Here is an 18,934-nt window from a genome sequence, read left to right as displayed (position 1 = left end):
TATTTATCGGACAAGTCGTTACCGGCAGCATTCAGCACCGGCGTAACGCGGTATATCCATTCTTTTTAATTCAGAAATGTTAGATAAAATCATTCATTTTTCGATCCGCAACAAGCTGGTGATCGGAATGTTCACACTTGCCCTGGTGGCCTGGGGGACCTACTCGCTCACCCGGCTGCCCATCGATGCCGTGCCTGATATTACCAATAACCAGGTGCAGATCATCACTACCAGCCCGTCGCTGGCTGCCCAGGAGGTGGAGCGGCTGGTCACATTCCCGGTGGAAACCGTCATGGCGACCATCCCGCATACCGAAGAAATCCGCTCGATCTCCCGTTTCGGATTGTCGGTGGTAACCATTGTTTTTGAAGACGACGTCGACGTTTACTGGGCGCGTGCGCAGGTTTCCGAGCGGTTGCATAGCGCTGTGGAGCAGATCCCGCCCGGTACCGGCACACCGAGCCTGGCACCGGTGACGACAGGTTTGGGAGAAATTTACCAATATGTGCTGCACACCAAACCCGGTTTTGAAACCCAATACTCGCCCATGGAGTTGCGCAGTATCCAGGACTGGATTGTGCGGCGGCAGCTGCTCGGGACGGCGGGCGTAGCGGATGTGAGCAGTTTCGGTGGTTTTTTAAAACAATATGAAATCGCTGTCGATCCGCTGAGAATCAGAAGTGCGGGAATCTCGATCGCCCGCATTTTCGAAGCATTGGAACAAAACAACCAGAATACCGGCGGCGCCTACATCGATAAGAAACCCAATGCCTATTTCATCCGGAGCGAAGGGTTGATCGGCTCGCTGGATGATATTCGTAAAATCCAGGTAGGAGAAACCGAAACCGGCCTGCCGGTACTGATCCGTGACATTGCCAATGTGGGCTTCGGCAGCGCGGTGCGATACGGCGCCATGACGCGCAACGACGACGGGGAAGTGGTAGGAGGGCTGGTACTGATGCTGAAAGGCGCCAATTCCTCGGAAGTGATCGGCAATGTGAAAGAGCGCATCGCCCAGATCCGCAAGAGCCTGCCCGATGGTGTGGTGATCGAGCCGTTTCTGGACCGTACCAAGCTGGTCAACAATGCGATAGGCACTGTTTCTAAAAACCTGGTCGAGGGTGCATTGATCGTCATATTCGTGCTGATCCTGTTACTCGGGAATATGCGGGCGGGGCTCGTGGTGGCGTCGGTGATCCCGCTCGCTATGCTGTTTGCGGTGAGTATGATGAACCTTTTCGGCGTTTCGGGCAACCTGATGAGCCTCGGCGCGATCGATTTCGGGCTGATCGTCGACGGCGCGGTCATTATCGTGGAAGCTACTTTGCACCATATCGTTTCCAAACGCTACACGCACCGCCTCTCGCAGGATGAAATGGACCGGGAAGTGTACGAATCGGCATCCAGGATTCGTAATTCGGCGGCGTTCGGGGAAATCATTATCCTGATCGTGTACCTGCCGATCCTCGCGCTGGTAGGCATAGAGGGCAAGATGTTCAGGCCGATGGCGCAGACGGTGAGCTTTGCGATCCTCGGTGCATTTATCCTTTCCTTAACCTATGTTCCCATGATGTCGGCCCTGTTTTTAAGCAAGAAAAATGAATACAAGCCGGGCATATCCGAACGGATCGTCGGCTTTTTCCGCCGCATTTACGTTCCGGCGCTGGATTTTTCCTTACGCAAAAAATGGCTCGTTTCGCTGCTCGCATTCGTCCTGCTCGGCGGGAGCTTCTGGCTCTTTTCGCGCATGGGCGGCGAGTTTATCCCGCAGCTGGATGAAGGCGATTTCGCGGTAGAACTGCGCGTACTCACGGGAAGTTCGCTTTCCGAAACCGTCGACGCCACGCGGAAAGCCGCGGCGGTGCTGCAAAAGAATTTCCCCGATGAAGTAGTGGAAGTGGTAGGTAAGATCGGCTCCTCCGAAATCCCCACCGATCCGATGCCCGTGGAGGCCGCGGATATGATGGTGATTTTGAAAGAAAAATCGCTTTGGAAAAAGGCTGAAAACCGGGAGGAATTGGCGGAGAAAATGCACGAGGTGCTCACGGAATCCATTGCGGGGGTCACATTTGGTTTCCAGCAGCCCATTCAAATGCGTTTCAATGAGTTGATGACAGGCGTGAAGCAGGATGTAGCGATCAAGATCTTCGGGGAAGATCTCGACGTGCTCGCACGCCAGGCCGCGCGGATAGGTAAGCTTGCGGGCGCGGTGCGCGGGGCGGAAGATATTTACGTGGAGGCCGTAACGGGCCTGCCGCAAATCGTAGTCCGCTTTGATCGCGATAAACTGGCGCAATTCCATATTCCGGTGGCCGACGCCAACCGCACATTGAATGCGGCATTCGCAGGCGCGGGCGCGGGCCTGGTTTTCGAAGGGGAAAAACGTTTCGACCTCGTCGTACGCCTGCAAAAGGCCGACCGCCAGAGCATCGACGACGTTCGCGGCCTGTTCGTTACCAATGCGGAAGGCCGGCAGGTACCGCTTGGCCAGATTGCCACTGTTGAAATGCTGGCCGGAGCCAACCAGATCCAGCGTGAGGATGCCAAACGCCGCATTACCGTCGCATTCAATGTGCGCGGCCGGGATGTGGAAAGCATTGTGAACGAGCTGCGTGCGCGCATCGATCGGGAGGTCAAGTTGCCGCCGGGTTATTTTGTGACTTATGGCGGGCAGTTCCAGAATTTGCAGGAAGCCAACAGCCGCCTGGCCGTGGCGGTGCCTGTCGCCCTGCTGCTGATTTTTATATTACTCTATTTCACATTCCACTCGCTCAGGCAGAGTTTGCTGGTACTTACGGCCATTCCGTTTTCGGCCATCGGCGGCGTGCTGGCGCTTTGGGTGCGGGATATGCCGTTCAGTATTTCGGCCGGGATCGGCTTTATTGCCTTATTCGGTGTGGCGGTACTGAACGGAATCGTGCTGATCGCGGAGTTTAACCTGCTGCGCAAATCGGGCGAGACGGATTTGCGCAAAGTGATTTTCGAAGGTACCGACACGCGCCTGAGGCCGGTTTTGATGACGGCCCTTGTGGCATCGCTGGGGTTTTTGCCGATGGCGCTGTCGTCGAGCGCGGGGGCAGAGGTGCAACGCCCGCTCGCGACGGTGGTGATCGGCGGGTTGGTATCGGCAACTTTGCTCACGTTGCTGGTGCTGCCGGTCTGGTACGGGATCGTCGAAAGGCGGTGGGGATCGGGGCGCGGAGGTAAGATGGCTGTTGCCGGGGCAGTAGTCATGCTCGTAATGTTGCTGCCCCGTCGCGTGAATGCCCAGCTGAATGCTACGCAGGATATTCTAAAAGAACCGCACTCGCAGAGAATCTCTCTCCGGCAGGCCATCGACGAGGCATTAGAGCGTAATCCGGTGATCAAACGAGATTTGTACCGGGTTGGTTATCAGCAGGCGCTGATGAAAACTGCCGTCGACCCGGGCAAGACCGATCTGGTCTGGATGGGCGGACAGTACAACAGCATCAAGTTCGATAACCATTTTCTTTTATCTCAAAACCTCCCCAACCCTGCGGCGGTAGCAAAGCGAAAATCGCTTTTGTCCGAGGAAGTGAATGGAGTAAAAGCAGAAATGGAGGTTACCAAAGCGGAACTGGTCAAGGAAGTGAAGGTTAATTATCAACAACAAATCCTCCTGAAATCGAGGCAAAAACTGCTTGCCGCCGAGCTGCTGCGTGCGGAACGATTTGTAAAAGCGGCCGAAATGCGTTTCAAAACCGGGGAGACGAACCAGCTGGAATATGCCACGGCACAAAGTCAATACGGCGACGTCCGCGCGCAGTTGATCCGGAACGAGGGCGATCTGAGCAACCTGCAACGCGCATTGCAAACTTTGGTGAACGGCAACACCCTCACCGAAGCCGAAACCGACTCGCTCATGCGCAGGAGCATTGCGGTGCCCGCACCCGACACCACGGCATTGAACGCCAATCCCTACCTGCGTTACCTCGCACAGCAGGCGGCGATCGGAAGCAGGCAGACCGCCTTACAAAAGGCTGCGATGCTGCCTGAGTTTAATGTCGGCTATTTCAACCAGTCGCTCACGGGTTTTCAGAATACGGGAAACGGCGAAGTCTTCTACGGTGCTGGCAAGCGCTTTCAGGGCGTGCAGGTAGGTGTGCAGCTACCGATTTTCAACGGGGCTTCCAAAGCCAGGGTAAAAGCTTCGCAAATAGGGGAGCAGGTGGCCCGGAACGCGATCGAGACGGCCCGGCTGCAATTGGGAAGCGATCTCCAGCAAGCGGTGCGGGGCCTGGAAACGGCTCGGCAAAACCTTGATCTGTACGAAACGAGCGCGCTCGTACTGGCCGGTACCATTCAAAGTAATGCCACCAAAGCTTATGAATCGGGTGAGATCGGGTATATCGAATACGGGCAGGCGTGGAACCGCGCACTGAGCATTCGTCTGAACTGGCTCGATCTGCTATATGCTTACAATCAGTCGGTTATCCAAATAGAATATCTTTTAAATGAGCAGTAATCCGAATATATCGATGAAAAATATAATGTTGGGGCTGGCACTTTTCCTGGGAATTGCAGCCTGTAAACCGGGTAAAGAGAAGGAGGCCGCTGAGGCTGGCGCACATGCTGAGGAGGAAACCAGTCACGTGGAATTGACCGCAGCACAATACCAGACCGCCGGGATCGAGACGGGCGGGTTTGCTGTCCGGAAGCTGAGCGGGACGGTCGCTGCAAATGGCGTAATCGATATTCCGCCGCAAAACCTGGTCAGTATTTCGGCCCCGCTGGGCGGCTTTGTACGCAAATCGGAGCTTTTGCAGGGGATGAAAGTCCAAAAGGGCGAGGTGCTCGCGGTGATCGAAAACCCCGATTTTATTCCTATCCAGCAGGATTACCTCGAAACCCGCAGCAAGCTGGAATATGCAGAGCAGGAATACCAGCGCCAGAGCGATCTTGCCAAAGAGAATGTCAATGCGCAGAAAACATTGCAGCAGTCGACTTCGGAGTTGAAAGTGCTGCGTGCGCGGCTGGCGGGCTTGAAAGAGCGTGTCCGAACGGCGGGCGTTGACTTGGCCGGGTTGGAAAAGGGCAGTATCACGAGCACCGCGTCCATTCGCTCGCCTATTTCCGGCTCGGTGACGGTCGTGAATGTGAACCTGGGCAAGTACGTCAACCCTACCGACGTGATGTTCGAGATCGTGGATACCGACCATTTGCATGTGGAACTGTCTGTTTTTGAGCAGGATATTCCAAAAGTGAAGCTGGGACAGCTGGTACGGTTCCGGGTGAGCAACAATCCGGGGCGGGAAGATCTGGCCAAAGTTTACCTGATTAACCAGAAAATTAACGACGACCGTACAGTGCGCGTGCATTGCCATCTGGAAAACGAGGAACATGGCCTGCTACCGCAGAATTTTGTAAAAGCCGTTATCGAAACCGGTGCTAACCCGGTGAATGCATTGCCGGATGAGGCCGTCGTCGATTTTGAAGGGAAATCCTATGTTTTTGTAAAAGACCCGAAAGGCGAAAGGAGCTTTGAAATGGTGGAGATCACAAAAGGTATCTCGGAGAATGGTTTTACGGAAGTGAAAATGCCCGCCAGTAGCGGCCAGAGCCCGCAATTCGTTTTGAAAGGGGCTTATGCGTTGTTGTCCAAATTGAAGAATTCGGAGGAAGGAGAAGGGCATTAGTGTATCGATAGGCGGGCAGTCGTGGTTCGGCTGTCCGCCTGTCATGCCTTGATACCCTTCACAAGCAGCTGCACCGTGGCCAGCACGTGTTCCATATTCGTATAATCGTTCGTCACTTTCGAAAACATCACCCCGCCTTCAATCAATGCGATAATCGAAGTGGCTATTTCCTCCGCATTGACTCCTTCCCGGAATTCACCGGCTTCGGTACCTTTCTTGATGATGCCGATCAGGCTCTTTTTCCAACTAAAAAGTGCTTTGGCGGCGCTTAGTTGCAGCGGTACATTCGTGTCGTCGGCTTCCACCGCCGTATTCAGGATCGGGCAGCCGCCGCGATTGCCTACGTTCGCGATCACCTCTTTGTATACACGGCCGTAAACCATCAGTTTATCATAATACGTTGGGGCTTTTTCCAGCTGCGCCTGCACGGTACTGAATACGAGCGAGCGGTTGTACTCGAATACCGCAAGGGCGACTTCCTCCTTGTTTTCGAAATTCCCGTAAATGGCGCCTTTCGTGAGACCGGTCGCTTCGGTGATGTCCGACATGGAGGTACCCGCATATCCCTTCCGGTTGAAAATCTCCGCGGTTTTCTCGATGATGAAATTCCTGGTGCGCTCGGCTTTGGTTGTTCCTGTGTTCATATTACAAATATACCAATCGGTATTTATTTTTGCAAGTACTGGACGAGGACGTTTTTTAACAAAAAATGACTGGATTATCGCACCGCGGGAAGGACTTTTCCCCGTAACTCCCCGAAACCGACCCGGATATCGCCCTTTTGCCCGAAGCCATGCATGATCACTTCATCATGATCTTCCAGAAAACGCCGCCCGACTCCATTGTGCAGCGTTATGGGTTGTGTTCCATTGAGTGTGGCTTCAAGCAGGCAGCCTTTTTGGGAAATTTCTTTACCACTGATGGTCCCCGTTGCCAGCAGGTCACCGGTTTGGAGGTTGCAGCCCGTAACGGTATGGTGGGCGATTTGCTGCGCGATGGTCCAGTAAATGCCGCTGGCGTTGTTATTACATACTAAAACCTCCTGTCCATCGTGAGGCTTGACGCTTACGGAAAGACAAAGATCGAAATTCTGACGGGGCTGATGTACCAGATAGGGGAGTGGTTCGGGCTCCTGCGGGGGCGCGGGTACGCGGAAATGCTGCAATGCCTCCCAGGTAACGACCCAAGGTGAAATGCCGGAAGCGAAGTTTTTGCTGGTAAACGGTCCCAGCGGCTGGTACTCCCACCGCTGAATGTCCCGCGCCGACCAGTCATTGAACAGGACCATTCCAAAAATGTAATCCTCCGCTTCCGCAATGGAAACCGGCCGGCCTATCGCGGAATCCTTTCCGATTACAAATGCCAGTTCCAGCTCGTAATCGAGTGCATTCGTGGGTTTAAAGGCAGGTATGCCGCTGGTTTGGCCTATTTGACCCCAGGGCCTCGGTACCGGTGTGCCCGACACGACAATGGACGACGCCCGGCCGTGATAAGCCACGGGCAGGTGTTTCCAGTTGGGGAAAAGCGGGTTTTCGGGCCGGAACAGCTGTCCGACGCTGAATGCATGCTCCTCGCTCGAATAGAAATCCGTGTAGTTGCCCACTTTGAGCGGCATATGCATTTGTACTTTTTTTTGCGGGATCAGCAGATGGTTGGAAAACTGTTTCAAGTCCGAATGGCTATCGCACAATGCGGTTTGAACGGTATTTCGCACGTAATCGGAAAAGCCACGACCGAGCGCCACAAGCTCGTTCAATACCGGTTTTCGGAACGCACTTCCGGCCTCGGGATAATGCGGGAACATATTCAATGCGTAGGCGGCGGCCAGGTCCACAACCCAGTCGCCAATGGCCAGCCCCGCGCGGGCCGGGCGCTCGTCGCTGAATATGCCGAAAGGCAGGTTATGGATCGAGAAATCGGAGTCGGGCGGGATGGGAAGCCAGGATTGCAGCATTTCGTTCGAATGTTTTCAGGCCTGCTGGGCCAGATAGGCTTCCAGCAATGGCTCGATACCCGTTACTGACTCATAAAGCTGGTCGTAGGATTGGATCACAAAATAATGGTCCTGATAACGATCGATATGGTAAGGGCTATCGAGCACCAGGGCGAGGTCGAAATCGATTTTTGGTACATTATCAGTAAGGCAGTAGCGACTTTCGCCCGAAGAGGAAATGATGCCACCGCCGTAGATTTTCAGTACACCATTTTCGCGGATCAGCCCGAATTCGACGGTATACCAATACAGCCGCGAAATGCGTTGCAGGATTTCCTCCTGGTCGATATACTTCAATGCCACCTCGCTCAAATGCGCCATGAAGTCGCAGAATGCCTGGTTGCTCAGCAGCGGCACGTGGCCGAACGTATCGTGGAACATGTCGGGTTCTTCGAGGTAATCGATCTGTTCCGGTTTGCGCAGCCAGCTTGTTGCCGGGAATTGCCGGTTGTACAAATGCGTGTAAAATTCGCGGTGCGGGATCAGGCCCGGTACCACGTATACCTCCCAGCCGGTGAATGCACGAAGCGCCGGGTTGGTTTCGTGTTCGAAATGCGGGATATGATCGGGCACAAACTTCACTTTATCAATGCCGTCGAGGTAAGCCCGGCTCGCGATGCGCGGCAACTGCTCCATTTGCCGCTCGAAAAGCTGTTTCCACATCCGGTGGTCAGCTTTGGTGTATTGTTCATACTCCTGGTTCATGGTTAAAGAGGGTTTTCATTAAAGTGTGCCCCGGAGCATTTGCTCGCGCTCGATCGCTTCGAACAATGCTTTGAAATTGCCTTTCCCGAACGATTGCGCCCCTTTTCGTTGGATTATCTCAAAAAACAGGGTGGGGCGCGGCATGACGGGTTTGGTAAAAATCTGCAACAGGTAACCTTCCTCGTCGCGGTCGACAAGGATGCCGAGCTCGCGGAGACTGGGAATGTCTTCGTCGATATGCCCGACGCGGCTGAGCAACTCGTCGTAATAGGCCGTGGGTACGCGCAAAAACTCCACGCCGCGGTCGCGCAATGCACGTACGGTGTCTACGATGTGGTCTGTCGCCACGGCAATATGCTGCACGCCCGGGCCGCCGTAAAAGTCGAGATACTCTTCAATTTGTGATTTTTTCTTCCCTTCGGCCGGCTCGTTGATCGGGAACTTGATCCGTCCGTTGCCATTGCTCATGACTTTGCTCATCAGCGCCGAGTATTCGGTTGAAATGTCCTTGTCATCAAAGGAAACCATCATTTTAAACCCCATTACCTCTTCATAAAACTTGACCCAGCGGTTCATTTCGTTCCAGCCCACATTCCCGACCATATGATCGATGTACCGCAGCCCGACCGGTTCCGGCGAATGCTCCGGCTGCCATGCGACAAAGCCGGGGAGGAAAATTCCGTAGTAATGCTTCCTTTCAACGAAAACATGTACGGTATCGCCGTAAGTACAGATACCCGATCGCACCGTTTCACCGTGATGGTCTTTTTCGGTAACAGGTTCCAAAAATGGCTTCGCGCCCCTGCTCACGGTTTCGCGGTAGGCCTTTCTCGCGTCGTCTACCCACAATGCAATGGCCTTCACACCATCGCCATGGCGATCAATATGCGCGCCGATGGCCGTACCGCCATGCAGCGGCGAAGTGAAAACGAGCCGGATCTTATCCTGTACCACCACGTAGGATTCGCGGTCGGTAAGGCCTGTTTCGAGCCCTGCCATCGCAAGCGGCTGAAACCCGAATGCATTCCGGAAATAATGCGCCGATTGCAAAGCATTGCCGACGTAGAGCTCTACGTAATCCGTACCGTTAATGGGTAGGAAATCGGTTTGCGTGACAGGGGCAGTGGCGGCGGCTTGTGTGGACATTGTAAAATGGTTTTTAGTCGGTTGATAATTAATCGGGTGCTTATGATTCTGCCCAGCTGCCAAAATACTTCCCGTCGTCGATCCCTATCGCCTGCTCGGTGAGCATCAGCGGGCGGAAGGTGTCTACCATGACGGCCAGTTCCTGGGTTTCTTTTTTGCCGATGCTTCGCTCGTATGCGCCCGGGTGCGGGCCGTGCGGGATGCCGCCCGGGTGTAATGTAATGTGCCCCTGCGCGATGTCGTTGCGGCTCATGAAGTCGCCATCGACGTAGTACAGGACTTCGTCGGAGTCGATATTGCTGTGGTTATAGGGCGCCGGGATGGCCAGCGGGTGGTAGTCGTAAAGCCTCGGGCAAAACGAACATACAACGAATGCGTCGGTCTGGAATGTCTGGTGCACGGGCGGCGGCTGGTGAATGCGGCCGGTAATGGGTTCGAAATTATGGATTGAAAACGCCCAGGGGTAATTGTACCCGTCCCAGCCGATGACGTCGAACGGATGGGTTTCGTAAGTTACCGGGTGTATGTGACCCTGTTTCTTGATCTTCACGAGGAAATCACCGTGCTCGTCGCGGGTTTCGAGGTCGCGCGGGAGAATGTAGTCGCGCTCGCAGTACGGCGAATGCTCGGTGAGTTGCCCGAAATGGTTGCGGTACCGCTTGGGCGTGTAAATGGGCGAATGAGATTCGAGGTAGAGCAGGCGGTTGTCGGGCCCGTCGAATTCGATCTGATAAATGGTGCCCCTGGGAATCAGTACATAATCGCCATAAGTGAATGGTACCTGCCCAAACGGCGTGCGGAGCTTTCCAGAGCCACGGTGGATGAACAGCAGTTCGTCGGCATCGGCATTTTTGTAAAAATACTCCATGGATGTACCAGTGGGAGCGGCCAGACCGAGAATGAGATCGCGGTTGACGAGCAACGGCGTGCGGCTGTCGAGGTAATCGGCGGCGGGTTTCACATCGAAGCCGATCAGCTTCCGCATCGTCATATTGTTGGTCACGGCAATGCGCGGCGCGACGTCGACGGGCTCGCCGAGCGATTTTACCTGCGTGGGCCGCCAAGTGTGATAGAGGAGGGAAGACATGCCTTCGAAACCGATTGTCCCGAAGAGTTCTTCATAATAAAGCCCGCCGTCCGTTTTGCGAAACTGCGTGTGCCGCTTGGGCGGGATGGTTCCTAGTTGCTGATAGATCGGCATGTGCTTCGCGATTGTAAGTTAGCCAATAGTTGTCTATGCAATTATAAGAAAAACAAATCAATATTTAAATAAATTTTTGGATTATTTTTAAAATAAGAAAACTGCTTCCGGTTAATAAATTCTACGTACCGCGCCTATTTGTTCTGTAAAAAATTAAGAATAAATTTGAATGCATTTCAGCCCGGCAAGCCCGGAACAAGCTGAAAACGACTCCCATCCTAGCTGAAAAAGGCATTTTGCCGACTCTGTTGTTGACTCCGGACATACAGTTTTTCCATTCAACTCAAACCATTTAGCCATGAGGAAGCATTACCTCCATTTGCCCTGGAAGGGTATTCTCACATTTTTACTGATTCTGATATTGTCGGTGCGGGGAGTCGCGCAGGTGAGCCAGTTTATTCACGTCGATCAGTTTGGTTACGCGCCCGCGGCCGAAAAGGTAGCGGTACTTAGCAATCCAATCGTGGGGTATAACGCTGCATTAAGCTACACACCACCAGCAACGATGGAAGTGCGCAACAGTGTGACCAATGCGGTAGCGTTCACAGGTCCGGTCACAGTTTGGAATAGCGGGAATACCCAGGCCAACTCCGGCGATCAGGGCTGGTGGTTCGATTTTTCGGCGCTGACGGCCACGGGCAGCTATTATGTGTTCGATCCGATCGGCAACCAGCGTTCCGCGGTTTTTGACATTACGGCCAATCCATACGGCAATGTGATGCTGGCAGCTGTGAAAATGTTCTATTATAACCGTTGCAACATGGCGAAAATCGCTCCGTACGCGCAAAGCAAATGGACGGACGGCAATAATTTCATGAACCCGTTGCAGGACCAGCAATGCCGGTACGTGTACGACCAGGGCAACGCGGCGCTGGAAAAAAACCTGACCGGCGGCTGGTTCGATGCAGGCGATTACAACAAATATGTATCCTTCACGCATAGCCCATTGCACGACCTGTTGTACGCGTACGAAGAAAACCCGACCGTTTTTACCGATAACTTCAACATTCCCGAAAGCCAGAACGGTGTTTCCGACCTGCTCGACGAGGTGAAATGGGAGCTCGACTGGCTGTTCAAAATGACCAACGCCGACGGCAGCACGCACAACAAAATGGGCAGCCGGAATTACAGCGAGAACATTTCATCGCCCCCGAGCGTGAATGTGGATGGCCGCTATTACGGCCCCACGTGTACTTCGGCGTCGGCAACCATTGCTTCGGTGTTCTCGCACGCGGCACTCGTGTATGCGGGCGTACCCGCGCTCGCTGCGTACGCGGGCCAGCTGGAAGCCAAAGCGGCGAGTTGCTTCAATTATGTACTTCCATTTTTCAATACCAATACCCTGCAAACCAATTGCGATGACGGCAGCATCGTGTCGGGCGATGCCGATGTGGCGGTGGGGCCGCAGCGGAGCATGATGGTGATCGCGGCAATTTACCTGTTCGAACGGACGGGTAATGCGGTTTATAACCAGTTTGTGGTCAATAATTATGCGGGTACGGATGTCATGAGTTCCGGCTACTGGGGCGTAGACGCGACCGAGTTGCAGGATGCATTGCTACGCTATGCGAAGCTCCCGGGCGCCAACCCGACCGTCGCGACGGCGATCCTGAACTCGGCGGGAACAGCGGTGAATGGCAACTGGAACGACTTTTTCGGCTGGACAACATCGGATTTGTACCGCGCATTCATGCCTGACTGGTCGTACCACTGGGGCAGCAACATGCCCAAAGCCGACTATGCCAATGTGAACCGCACGATGCTCAAAGCCGGGCTTGGTAATGCGGCGAGTCTCAGGCGCAAGGCCGCGGAGCAGATCCATTATTTCCACGGGGTTAATCCGCAGGGGCTGGTGTATTTATCGAATATGTACGCCGTGGGCGGTGATCGTTGCGCCAACGAGATTTACCACACCTGGTTTAACGACGGTACTATTTACGACAATGCACTGACGTCGCCGAACGGCCCGGCGCCGGGTTACGTGGTGGGCGGCCCCAATGCCGATTACACGATCGGTGGCCAGTCGCCGCCGTTTGGTCAGCCGCGCCAGAAAAGCTACCTCGATTTCAACACCGGCTGGCCGACGAACAGCTGGGAAATCACCGAGCCGGCCATTTACTACCAGGCCGCCTACATCCGTTTGCTCGCGCATTCGACATTGCCGATCGAAGACCCGCTGCCGGTAGAACTGGCCGATTTCTATTTAAAAGAATTGGATAAAGGCCAGGCGCAGCTTTATTGGAAAACCGTTTCGGAAACCGATAACGAACGCTTCGAAATCGAGCGCTCTACCGACGGGGCGGATTTTCGCACAATCGGCGAGGTGAAAGGCAATGCAACTTCCGCACAGGTACATTATTATACCTTCACCGACACCGAGGCGCCAGCCGTTACAGCATATTACCGGCTAAAACAGGTGGATTTCGACGGGCAGTTTGAGTATTCCAAAATCATCGCGTTGTACCGCAACGGCGAGGTCGCATTCCGCATCGGACCTAATCCGCTGAGCGATTACGTAGATCTGCAAATGCCCCCGCACACCGGCACGGCTACTGTGAAACTGATGAATATGGCCGGCGTGGAGGTAATGCGCCGCGATATGAACGGGAGCGGCAGATTGGCTATTCCGAATGTGGCCAAGGGTATTTACCTCCTGAATGTGGAAAAGGGAAGTGAGCGGCTATTTACCCAAAGGATCTTCAAAAACTAAAATGGTAACGGGCAGCTGCAAACGAATGTAGCTGCCCGTTATGTTTGCGCGGCTTAGTGTTGGCCGGGCGCCGGATTTCTTTTAGGCATAACCAGGCTGTCGGCCGGATATTTGGCTTTCAGCGTGTCCATTTGTGCTTTGGCCCATTGGATCAGGCGTTCGCGCTGGGCCGTGGTGAGCTTTGCGTCCCCGTGCATACCCAATGCAGTATACGATTCGAGCGGCATGGCATTATCTTCCACCATTTCCACCGTTTCTTCCAGCTTGTGGTTCTGCCGGGCTATGGACAGGCCCGTGAATGTCGAAAAGTTTAGGTGCCGCTTGCCGTCGACAATGTGGTTGTTCATCCACCATGCCACAGGCTGGATATTGTAGTACCATGGATAAACGGTTTTGTTACTGTGACAATCGTTACAGGCTACTTCGAGGATATTCTTTACATCGGCGGGGACGTCATATTTCGTCGCGATGTTCATCGACTGGTCGTCGGAAAGATTTTTCTCGGGTCGGATAAACTGAATGATGATGAAAACGGCGAGCAGGCCGAGCAGGATTTTTCTGAACATGTCCGATGGTGATTAGATTAGGTCTTAATATGCATAATAATTCAGGCAACCGCGCTTTTTACTGCCGTTCTATGCCCTTATTTTTTCGGTAGTGTGCCGGCGACAGGCCCATTTGCTGTTTAAACAGCCTCGAAAAGTAAAACGGATCGTCGATCCCGATGGCGGAGGCTACCTCGTTGATCCGCCAGGTACTGAAATGCAACAGCTGGCATGCCTTCTGGATACGGAGGTAGTTGAAATACTCGATCGGTGCGTAGCCGGTATCTTTTTTGAATTTCCTTGAAAAAAACGAGACCGATAAATTTACCGAACGGGCAATATTATCCAGCGAAAGGGAATTGGAAAGGTTGTCCTGCATATAGAGGATCGCTTTTTCGGTCGGGCTCGCGTCCGATGCCGACTGCTTCTGCGAACTGAAATGCTCGGGCGCGATGAACGACGACAGGTAATGCGGCAATACGAGGTTGGCTTGCAGCAGGTTAGAGGCGCTGTATCCTTTGAGTAACGTGCTGGCCATGTGCGTAAAAAGTGCATTTCGTTCGTCGGAAAACCCTACCTGCACGGCCCTGAACGGGTCGCCGTCGCGTTCCATTACCGCCGCCGCGGCTGCACCGCACTGGGTACCGGCCAGATGCAGCCAGTAAATGCTCCACGGATTGTTCATATCCGCGCCATACGAATGCGGCACGTCGGTAGGCAGAATGAATATCTCGCCGGGGTGTACCTGCGTGATGTTTCCGGCCAATTCGATCCAGCCCTGACCATCAGTGCAATACAGCAGGATCGCCTGCGAAATGCCGTTGGGCCGCTGGTAATAATGGTGTAATGCTTTGGGATAATAACCCATTCTTGAAATGAACAACTGGCCGATCAGCGGCAGCTGTTCGCAATGGGTAGTTGCCACTTTGGGTATTTCGATGATAAGCTCGCCTTCGAAGCCTCTGCTTTTGCGCATAATGTGTGTTTTAACCGTAAGGTAGTGAATGCGATAAAGGTAAAATAATCCATGTTTTGGACAAAATCGTTCATTCGTTTATTTCCTGGAATAGCTGAATTTTGGAATGTTAAAGTACTATTCCTAATCCCATTCTCATGACCAAACAACTTTTGACACACACACAGATTCAACAGTACCATACCGACGGTTACCTGATCGTCCCGGGGTTTTACGACCAGGAAGAAGTTTCGAGGCTGTACCACATCGCGCTCGACGACGCTACCATCAGCAAGCATGCGATTAATGTGAACGACAGTACCGGCAAGCGGAGCAAACTTTCCCTGTGGTACAAGCCCGGCAACGATGTGTACGGATTGCTTACCAGGGGTAAAACGCTTGTGGGGGCGGTTGATCAGTTATTGGAACGGCAGCCTGGTGATGCCGGGCATTCAGTTTGCCATTATCATTCCAAACTCATGCAAAAGGAGCCTCGCGTGGGCGGGGCATGGGAATGGCACCAGGATTACGGATATTGGTATAAAAACGAATTTCTCTATCCCGAACAACTGATGTCGGTCATGATCGCCATAACGGATGCCAATGTTCAGAATGGTTGCCTGCAAGTGATCAAAGGCTCTCATAAAATGGGTCGGGTGGAGCATGGTTTCTCGGGCGAGCAGGTGGGCGCGTCGCAGCGGTATGTAGACCTGGCGCTGAGAACGATGGAGCACGTTTTCGTGGAACTGAATGCGGGCGACGCCCTTTTCTTTCATAGCAATATCCTGCACCGGTCAGAAGCGAACCTTTCGGATCACGCGCGCTGGTCGCTGATTTCATGTTACAACAGGTCTACCAACATCGGTTACAATGAATCGTCATCGTCGGCTTCCAGCATCACGCCGATCGACATCGTCCCGGACGAAGCCCTGCTTACCTGGGATACCGCCGGCCTGGCGGAGTCGGAGGCTGATTTTTTGAGTAAAGAGGCTGACGTATCACTCAAATAATATACACTATGGCACACACACCGGGAACGTTTTCGAGGCTGGATCAGTCAGGGCTGAATGAACCCGTATTTACCCGGATCAACAAAGGGTACGTTTACCTGCTCAGCGCCATCGCGGCGCTGGGCGGTATTTTGTTTGGCTTTGACCTGGTCATTATTTCCGGGACGGTCGGGTTCTTTCAGGCGCATTTCGCGCTGAACGAGCTGGAAACGGGCTGGGCCGTGGGGTGTATCAATCTCGGCGCGGCCATGGGCGCTATCCTGGGAGGCTGGCTATGCGAGCGCCTGGGGCGTAAAAAGCTTCTGATGATCTGTGCGGTACTTTTTGCCTTTACCGGTGTCGGCACCGGCTGGGCCGAGAACTTTACGATGTTCATCACTTTCCGCATGCTTAGCGGCGTGGCCGTAGGGGCCGCGGCGCTTGTCTGCCCGATTTACCTGGCCGAAATCTCTCCCGCGCCCATGCGGGGCACAACTGTCTCGTTTTACCAGCTTTCCATTGTGGTGGGTATACTGCTGGCCTATTTTTCAAATTATCTTTTGCTGGATGTCGAGGATAACTGGCGGTGGATGTTTTCATCCCAGTCTATCCCGGCATTACTCTTTTATTTCAGTCTTTTCATGGCGTCGGAAAGCCCGCGATGGCTCATTCGCGCCGGTCGGCAGTACGAAGCGCACATTGTGCTCGAACGTGTGGGTGGGCTCGATTATGCGTTGGCTGAGCAGGAGCAGATCGAACAGAGCTTTGCCGACAAAACCGAATATAAAGTGGCCGACCTTTTTCGCAAAGACGTCGGGCATATTGTGTTTATCGGCGTAATGATCGCTATCTTTTCGCAGATCGTCGGGCAGAACTCGATCTTCTCGTACGCGCCGGAGCTGTTTAAAAAGGCAGGTATGGCGCAAAATTCGGCGTTTTTGCAGTCGATCATCATTGGTGTTACCAATTTTGCGTTCACATTCATAGCCATCGGGACTATCGATAAAGTAGGTCGTAAGAAGCTTTTGCAATACGGCTCCTTTCTGCTGTTTGCGGATGCGCTGGCATTGTCGGCGGCGTTTTATATGCAATGGTCGGGGCTTTGGGTGCTGATTTTCGTGCTGGCATTCGTCGCCATTTACGCGGCGACGCTCGGCCCGGTCACCTGGGTAGCGCTTTCCGAAATCTTTCCGAACCGCATCCGCGGGAATGCCATGGCGGTAGCGACGCTGACATTATGGATCGCCAATTTCTTCACCACAGCCCTGTTTCCTGTCATGAACCAGTATTTCGGCATGCCGGTTACCTTTTTGATCCATGCGGCGATATGCCTGGTCTACTTCTTTTTTATCCGGACCAGCGTGCCCGAGACCAAAGGCAAGTCTTTGGAAGAAATTGAAAAACTATTGCAAAAAAGCTGATTACCCATTCAATGACTATTCAATTTTACGCACCGGAGTGGGGGAACACCCTTCCGTTCGATACGTTTTGCAAAAATGTAAAAGCCGTCGGCTACGATGGCATCGAAATGGCCTTGCCGTTCGATCCCGCAGAAAAACAAGCCATTCTCGACACACTGGCCGCTCATGATCTCCGGCTGATCGGGCAGTATTGGCAGTCGTTTGAGAAAAACATTGACGAGCATGCCGCCAACTATGAAAAGTATCTCCGGAACCTGATCGACGCGAGGCCGGTATTCATCAATTGCCAGACGGGTAAGGACTACTTCAATACCGCACAAAACCAGCGGCTTTTTGCATTGGCAGCAAAACTTTCCGCCGAATCCGGCATTCATATTATCCACGAAACGCACCGTGGAAAATGCCTTTTCGCAGCGCATATCACCACGGGCTACCTGCAAGCAGACCCCAATCTCCGCATTGCGCTCGACATTTCGCACTGGTGCAGCGTACACGAGTCGCTTCTGGCCGACCTCCCCGACGAGGTATCCCTCGCCATCTCCCGCACCGATCATATCCACAGCCGCGTTGGTCATCCCGAAGGCCCGCAGGTGAACGACCCGCGCGCCCCTGAATGGGAAGAGGTACTGAATGCACACCTCGGCTGGTGGGACCGCATTGCAGCCCTGCACGCCCAAAATGGCACTACGCTCACCATTACCACCGAGTTCGGGCCGGCACCGTATATGCCTGCAATGCCCTACACGCAAATGCCCCTGGTGAGCCAGTGGGACGTTAATGTGCATATGATGCACTTGCTCAAAGGCCGTTACCAGCGTATTTAGCCAGCGGCTCTAATTATTTTTTAACAACTGAATTTACCGTTAAATAAAATATTTGCCATTAAGATACTGGCAATGAGTGTGTTTCGGTTGCTCCCCTACGAAATGTGATACCTTTGGGAATTTGAGTGGGCTTTCGGTTGTTTTACGCCATTCGGGATTTTGTTCCGGGTAATGAGTTAATTCATAAATTTGCTTTGTAGTAACCCCCGATCGATCTAATAACTATGAGCATCCTTTATGTTGACCATGAAATTAATAATCTGAATTCCTTTAAGGCGACTTTCCGGAGAGATGCCCAGATTTACCTGGCCAATTCAACCGAAGAAGGGTTGAAAATCCTCGACGAACACAAAATCGACGTTATTTTCGCCGACCACCAGATGCCCGATATGACAGGGCTTGAATTTCTCAAACTGGCTTCCGATCAATACCCTTCCAGCATGCGTGTGCTGCTCACGGGCAATGCGTATACGGACGAGTTTCGGTGGGCTGCCGGAAAAGGATATTTTCACAGCTATGTCAACAAGCCCTGGGACGAACAACAACTCCGGACGTTGATTATATCGCGTTTGTATTAGTTTAGGTTGCGGTAGTTTAGTCATTTGGTGCCGGTCGGAGACCGGCGCTCGCTCCGCCGTAGTCCCAGACTACGCCGAACACATTTTTTGTGTTCACTGTCTGAAAAAGTTGGGCGTAGCAACAAGTTTAGGTTGCGGTAGTTTAGTCATTTGGTGCCGGTCGGAGACCGGCGCACGCTCCGCCGTAGTCCCAGGCTACGCCGAACACTT

14 protein-coding genes are annotated in these 18,934 nt (G+C 53.3%); 7 read left to right on the top strand and 7 right to left on the bottom strand.

Annotation, left to right across the window (positions count from 1 at the left end; translation table 11 throughout):
- The first annotated feature begins 76 nt into the window (after nt 1–76).
- Both BMW93_RS28320 and BMW93_RS28315 read left to right on the top strand, forming a co-directional pair.
- A complete protein-coding gene (locus BMW93_RS28320; protein ID WP_090384463.1) occupies nt 77–4,486 on the top strand; it encodes a CusA/CzcA family heavy metal efflux RND transporter in 4,410 nt (1,469 codons plus the stop codon).
- Between the two features lie 13 nt (nt 4,487–4,499).
- Nucleotides 4,500–5,657: an efflux RND transporter periplasmic adaptor subunit gene (locus BMW93_RS28315; protein WP_229240909.1), complete on the top strand. Its 1,158-nt coding sequence runs from the start codon at nt 4,500–4,502 to the stop codon at nt 5,655–5,657.
- 41 nt (nt 5,658–5,698) lie between these two features.
- On the opposite strand, the gene BMW93_RS28310 is transcribed toward BMW93_RS28315, so the two are convergent.
- From BMW93_RS28310 to BMW93_RS28290, 5 genes are all read right to left on the bottom strand, one after another.
- Nucleotides 5,699–6,301, bottom strand: a complete 603-nt coding sequence (locus BMW93_RS28310; protein WP_090384458.1) for a TetR/AcrR family transcriptional regulator — start codon at nt 6,299–6,301, stop codon at nt 5,699–5,701.
- Between the two features lie 74 nt (nt 6,302–6,375).
- The gene (fahA, locus tag BMW93_RS28305; protein ID WP_090384456.1) at nt 6,376–7,611 is read right to left on the bottom strand and encodes a fumarylacetoacetase; all 1,236 of its coding nucleotides are present in this window, start codon (nt 7,609–7,611) and stop codon (nt 6,376–6,378) included.
- A 15-nt stretch (nt 7,612–7,626) separates the two neighbouring features.
- A complete protein-coding gene (locus BMW93_RS28300) occupies nt 7,627–8,355 on the bottom strand; it encodes a phenylalanine 4-monooxygenase (protein WP_090384454.1) in 729 nt (242 codons plus the stop codon).
- A gap of 18 nt (nt 8,356–8,373) precedes the next feature.
- Nucleotides 8,374–9,501, bottom strand: coding sequence for a 4-hydroxyphenylpyruvate dioxygenase (gene hppD, locus BMW93_RS28295; RefSeq protein WP_090384451.1), 1,128 nt, complete (start codon nt 9,499–9,501; stop codon nt 8,374–8,376).
- A gap of 40 nt (nt 9,502–9,541) precedes the next feature.
- Nucleotides 9,542–10,702 carry a homogentisate 1,2-dioxygenase gene (locus BMW93_RS28290; RefSeq protein ID WP_090384449.1) on the bottom strand — a complete coding sequence of 387 codons (1,161 nt, stop codon included), beginning with the start codon at nt 10,700–10,702 and terminating at the stop codon, nt 9,542–9,544.
- Nucleotides 10,703–11,000: 298 nt separating this feature from the next.
- Between BMW93_RS28290 and BMW93_RS28285 the strand changes: the two genes are divergently transcribed.
- A complete protein-coding gene (locus BMW93_RS28285) occupies nt 11,001–13,412 on the top strand; it encodes a glycoside hydrolase family 9 protein (RefSeq protein WP_090384446.1) in 2,412 nt (803 codons plus the stop codon).
- Between the two features lie 53 nt (nt 13,413–13,465).
- Here the strand turns inward: BMW93_RS28285 and BMW93_RS28280 are convergent, their stop codons facing one another.
- Both BMW93_RS28280 and BMW93_RS28275 read right to left on the bottom strand, forming a co-directional pair.
- A complete protein-coding gene (locus tag BMW93_RS28280) occupies nt 13,466–13,978 on the bottom strand; it encodes a heme-binding domain-containing protein (RefSeq protein WP_090384444.1) in 513 nt (170 codons plus the stop codon).
- Between the two features lie 58 nt (nt 13,979–14,036).
- Nucleotides 14,037–14,933: an AraC family transcriptional regulator gene (locus BMW93_RS28275; RefSeq protein WP_090384441.1), complete on the bottom strand. Its 897-nt coding sequence runs from the start codon at nt 14,931–14,933 to the stop codon at nt 14,037–14,039.
- 137 nt (nt 14,934–15,070) lie between these two features.
- Here BMW93_RS28275 and BMW93_RS28270 point away from each other — a divergent pair, with 137 nt between their 5' ends.
- The 4 genes from BMW93_RS28270 (at nt 15,071) to BMW93_RS28255 (ending at nt 18,724) form a co-directional block, all read left to right on the top strand.
- Nucleotides 15,071–15,922 carry a phytanoyl-CoA dioxygenase family protein gene (locus tag BMW93_RS28270; protein ID WP_090384438.1) on the top strand — a complete coding sequence of 284 codons (852 nt, stop codon included), beginning with the start codon at nt 15,071–15,073 and terminating at the stop codon, nt 15,920–15,922.
- 8 nt (nt 15,923–15,930) lie between these two features.
- Nucleotides 15,931–17,322, top strand: a complete 1,392-nt coding sequence (locus tag BMW93_RS28265; RefSeq protein ID WP_090384436.1) for a sugar porter family MFS transporter — start codon at nt 15,931–15,933, stop codon at nt 17,320–17,322.
- Nucleotides 17,323–17,333: 11 nt separating this feature from the next.
- Entirely contained in the window at nt 17,334–18,146 is an 813-nt protein-coding gene (locus tag BMW93_RS28260) for a sugar phosphate isomerase/epimerase (RefSeq protein WP_090384433.1), read from the top strand.
- Between the two features lie 224 nt (nt 18,147–18,370).
- Complete coding sequence (locus BMW93_RS28255) at nt 18,371–18,724, top strand: response regulator (protein WP_090384431.1); 354 nt, start codon at nt 18,371–18,373, stop codon at nt 18,722–18,724.
- Nucleotides 18,725–18,934: the final 210 nt, after the last annotated feature.

Origin of the sequence: Dyadobacter sp. SG02 (assembly GCF_900109045.1) — a bacterium.
Taxonomy (GTDB): Bacteria; Bacteroidota; Bacteroidia; order Cytophagales; family Spirosomataceae; genus Dyadobacter.
This window is presented reverse-complemented; position numbering and strand designations above follow the sequence as displayed.

Bases quoted from the DNA above. Each gene is read 5' to 3' on its own strand.
- BMW93_RS28320 (WP_090384463.1), top strand. From the start codon at position 77: ATGTTAGATAAAATCATTCATTTTTCGATCCGCAACAAGCTGGTGATC.
- BMW93_RS28315 (WP_229240909.1), top strand. From the start codon at position 4,500: ATGAAAAATATAATGTTGGGGCTGGCACTTTTCCTGGGAATTGCAGCC.
- BMW93_RS28310 (WP_090384458.1), bottom strand. From the start codon at position 6,301: ATGAACACAGGAACAACCAAAGCCGAGCGCACCAGGAATTTCATCATC.
- fahA (WP_090384456.1), bottom strand. From the start codon at position 7,611: ATGCTGCAATCCTGGCTTCCCATCCCGCCCGACTCCGATTTCTCGATC.
- BMW93_RS28300 (WP_090384454.1), bottom strand. From the start codon at position 8,355: ATGAACCAGGAGTATGAACAATACACCAAAGCTGACCACCGGATGTGG.
- hppD (WP_090384451.1), bottom strand. From the start codon at position 9,501: ATGTCCACACAAGCCGCCGCCACTGCCCCTGTCACGCAAACCGATTTC.
- BMW93_RS28290 (WP_090384449.1), bottom strand. From the start codon at position 10,702: ATGCCGATCTATCAGCAACTAGGAACCATCCCGCCCAAGCGGCACACG.
- BMW93_RS28285 (WP_090384446.1), top strand. From the start codon at position 11,001: ATGAGGAAGCATTACCTCCATTTGCCCTGGAAGGGTATTCTCACATTT.
- BMW93_RS28280 (WP_090384444.1), bottom strand. From the start codon at position 13,978: ATGTTCAGAAAAATCCTGCTCGGCCTGCTCGCCGTTTTCATCATCATT.
- BMW93_RS28275 (WP_090384441.1), bottom strand. From the start codon at position 14,933: ATGCGCAAAAGCAGAGGCTTCGAAGGCGAGCTTATCATCGAAATACCC.
- BMW93_RS28270 (WP_090384438.1), top strand. From the start codon at position 15,071: ATGACCAAACAACTTTTGACACACACACAGATTCAACAGTACCATACC.
- BMW93_RS28265 (WP_090384436.1), top strand. From the start codon at position 15,931: ATGGCACACACACCGGGAACGTTTTCGAGGCTGGATCAGTCAGGGCTG.
- BMW93_RS28260 (WP_090384433.1), top strand. From the start codon at position 17,334: ATGACTATTCAATTTTACGCACCGGAGTGGGGGAACACCCTTCCGTTC.
- BMW93_RS28255 (WP_090384431.1), top strand. From the start codon at position 18,371: ATGAGCATCCTTTATGTTGACCATGAAATTAATAATCTGAATTCCTTT.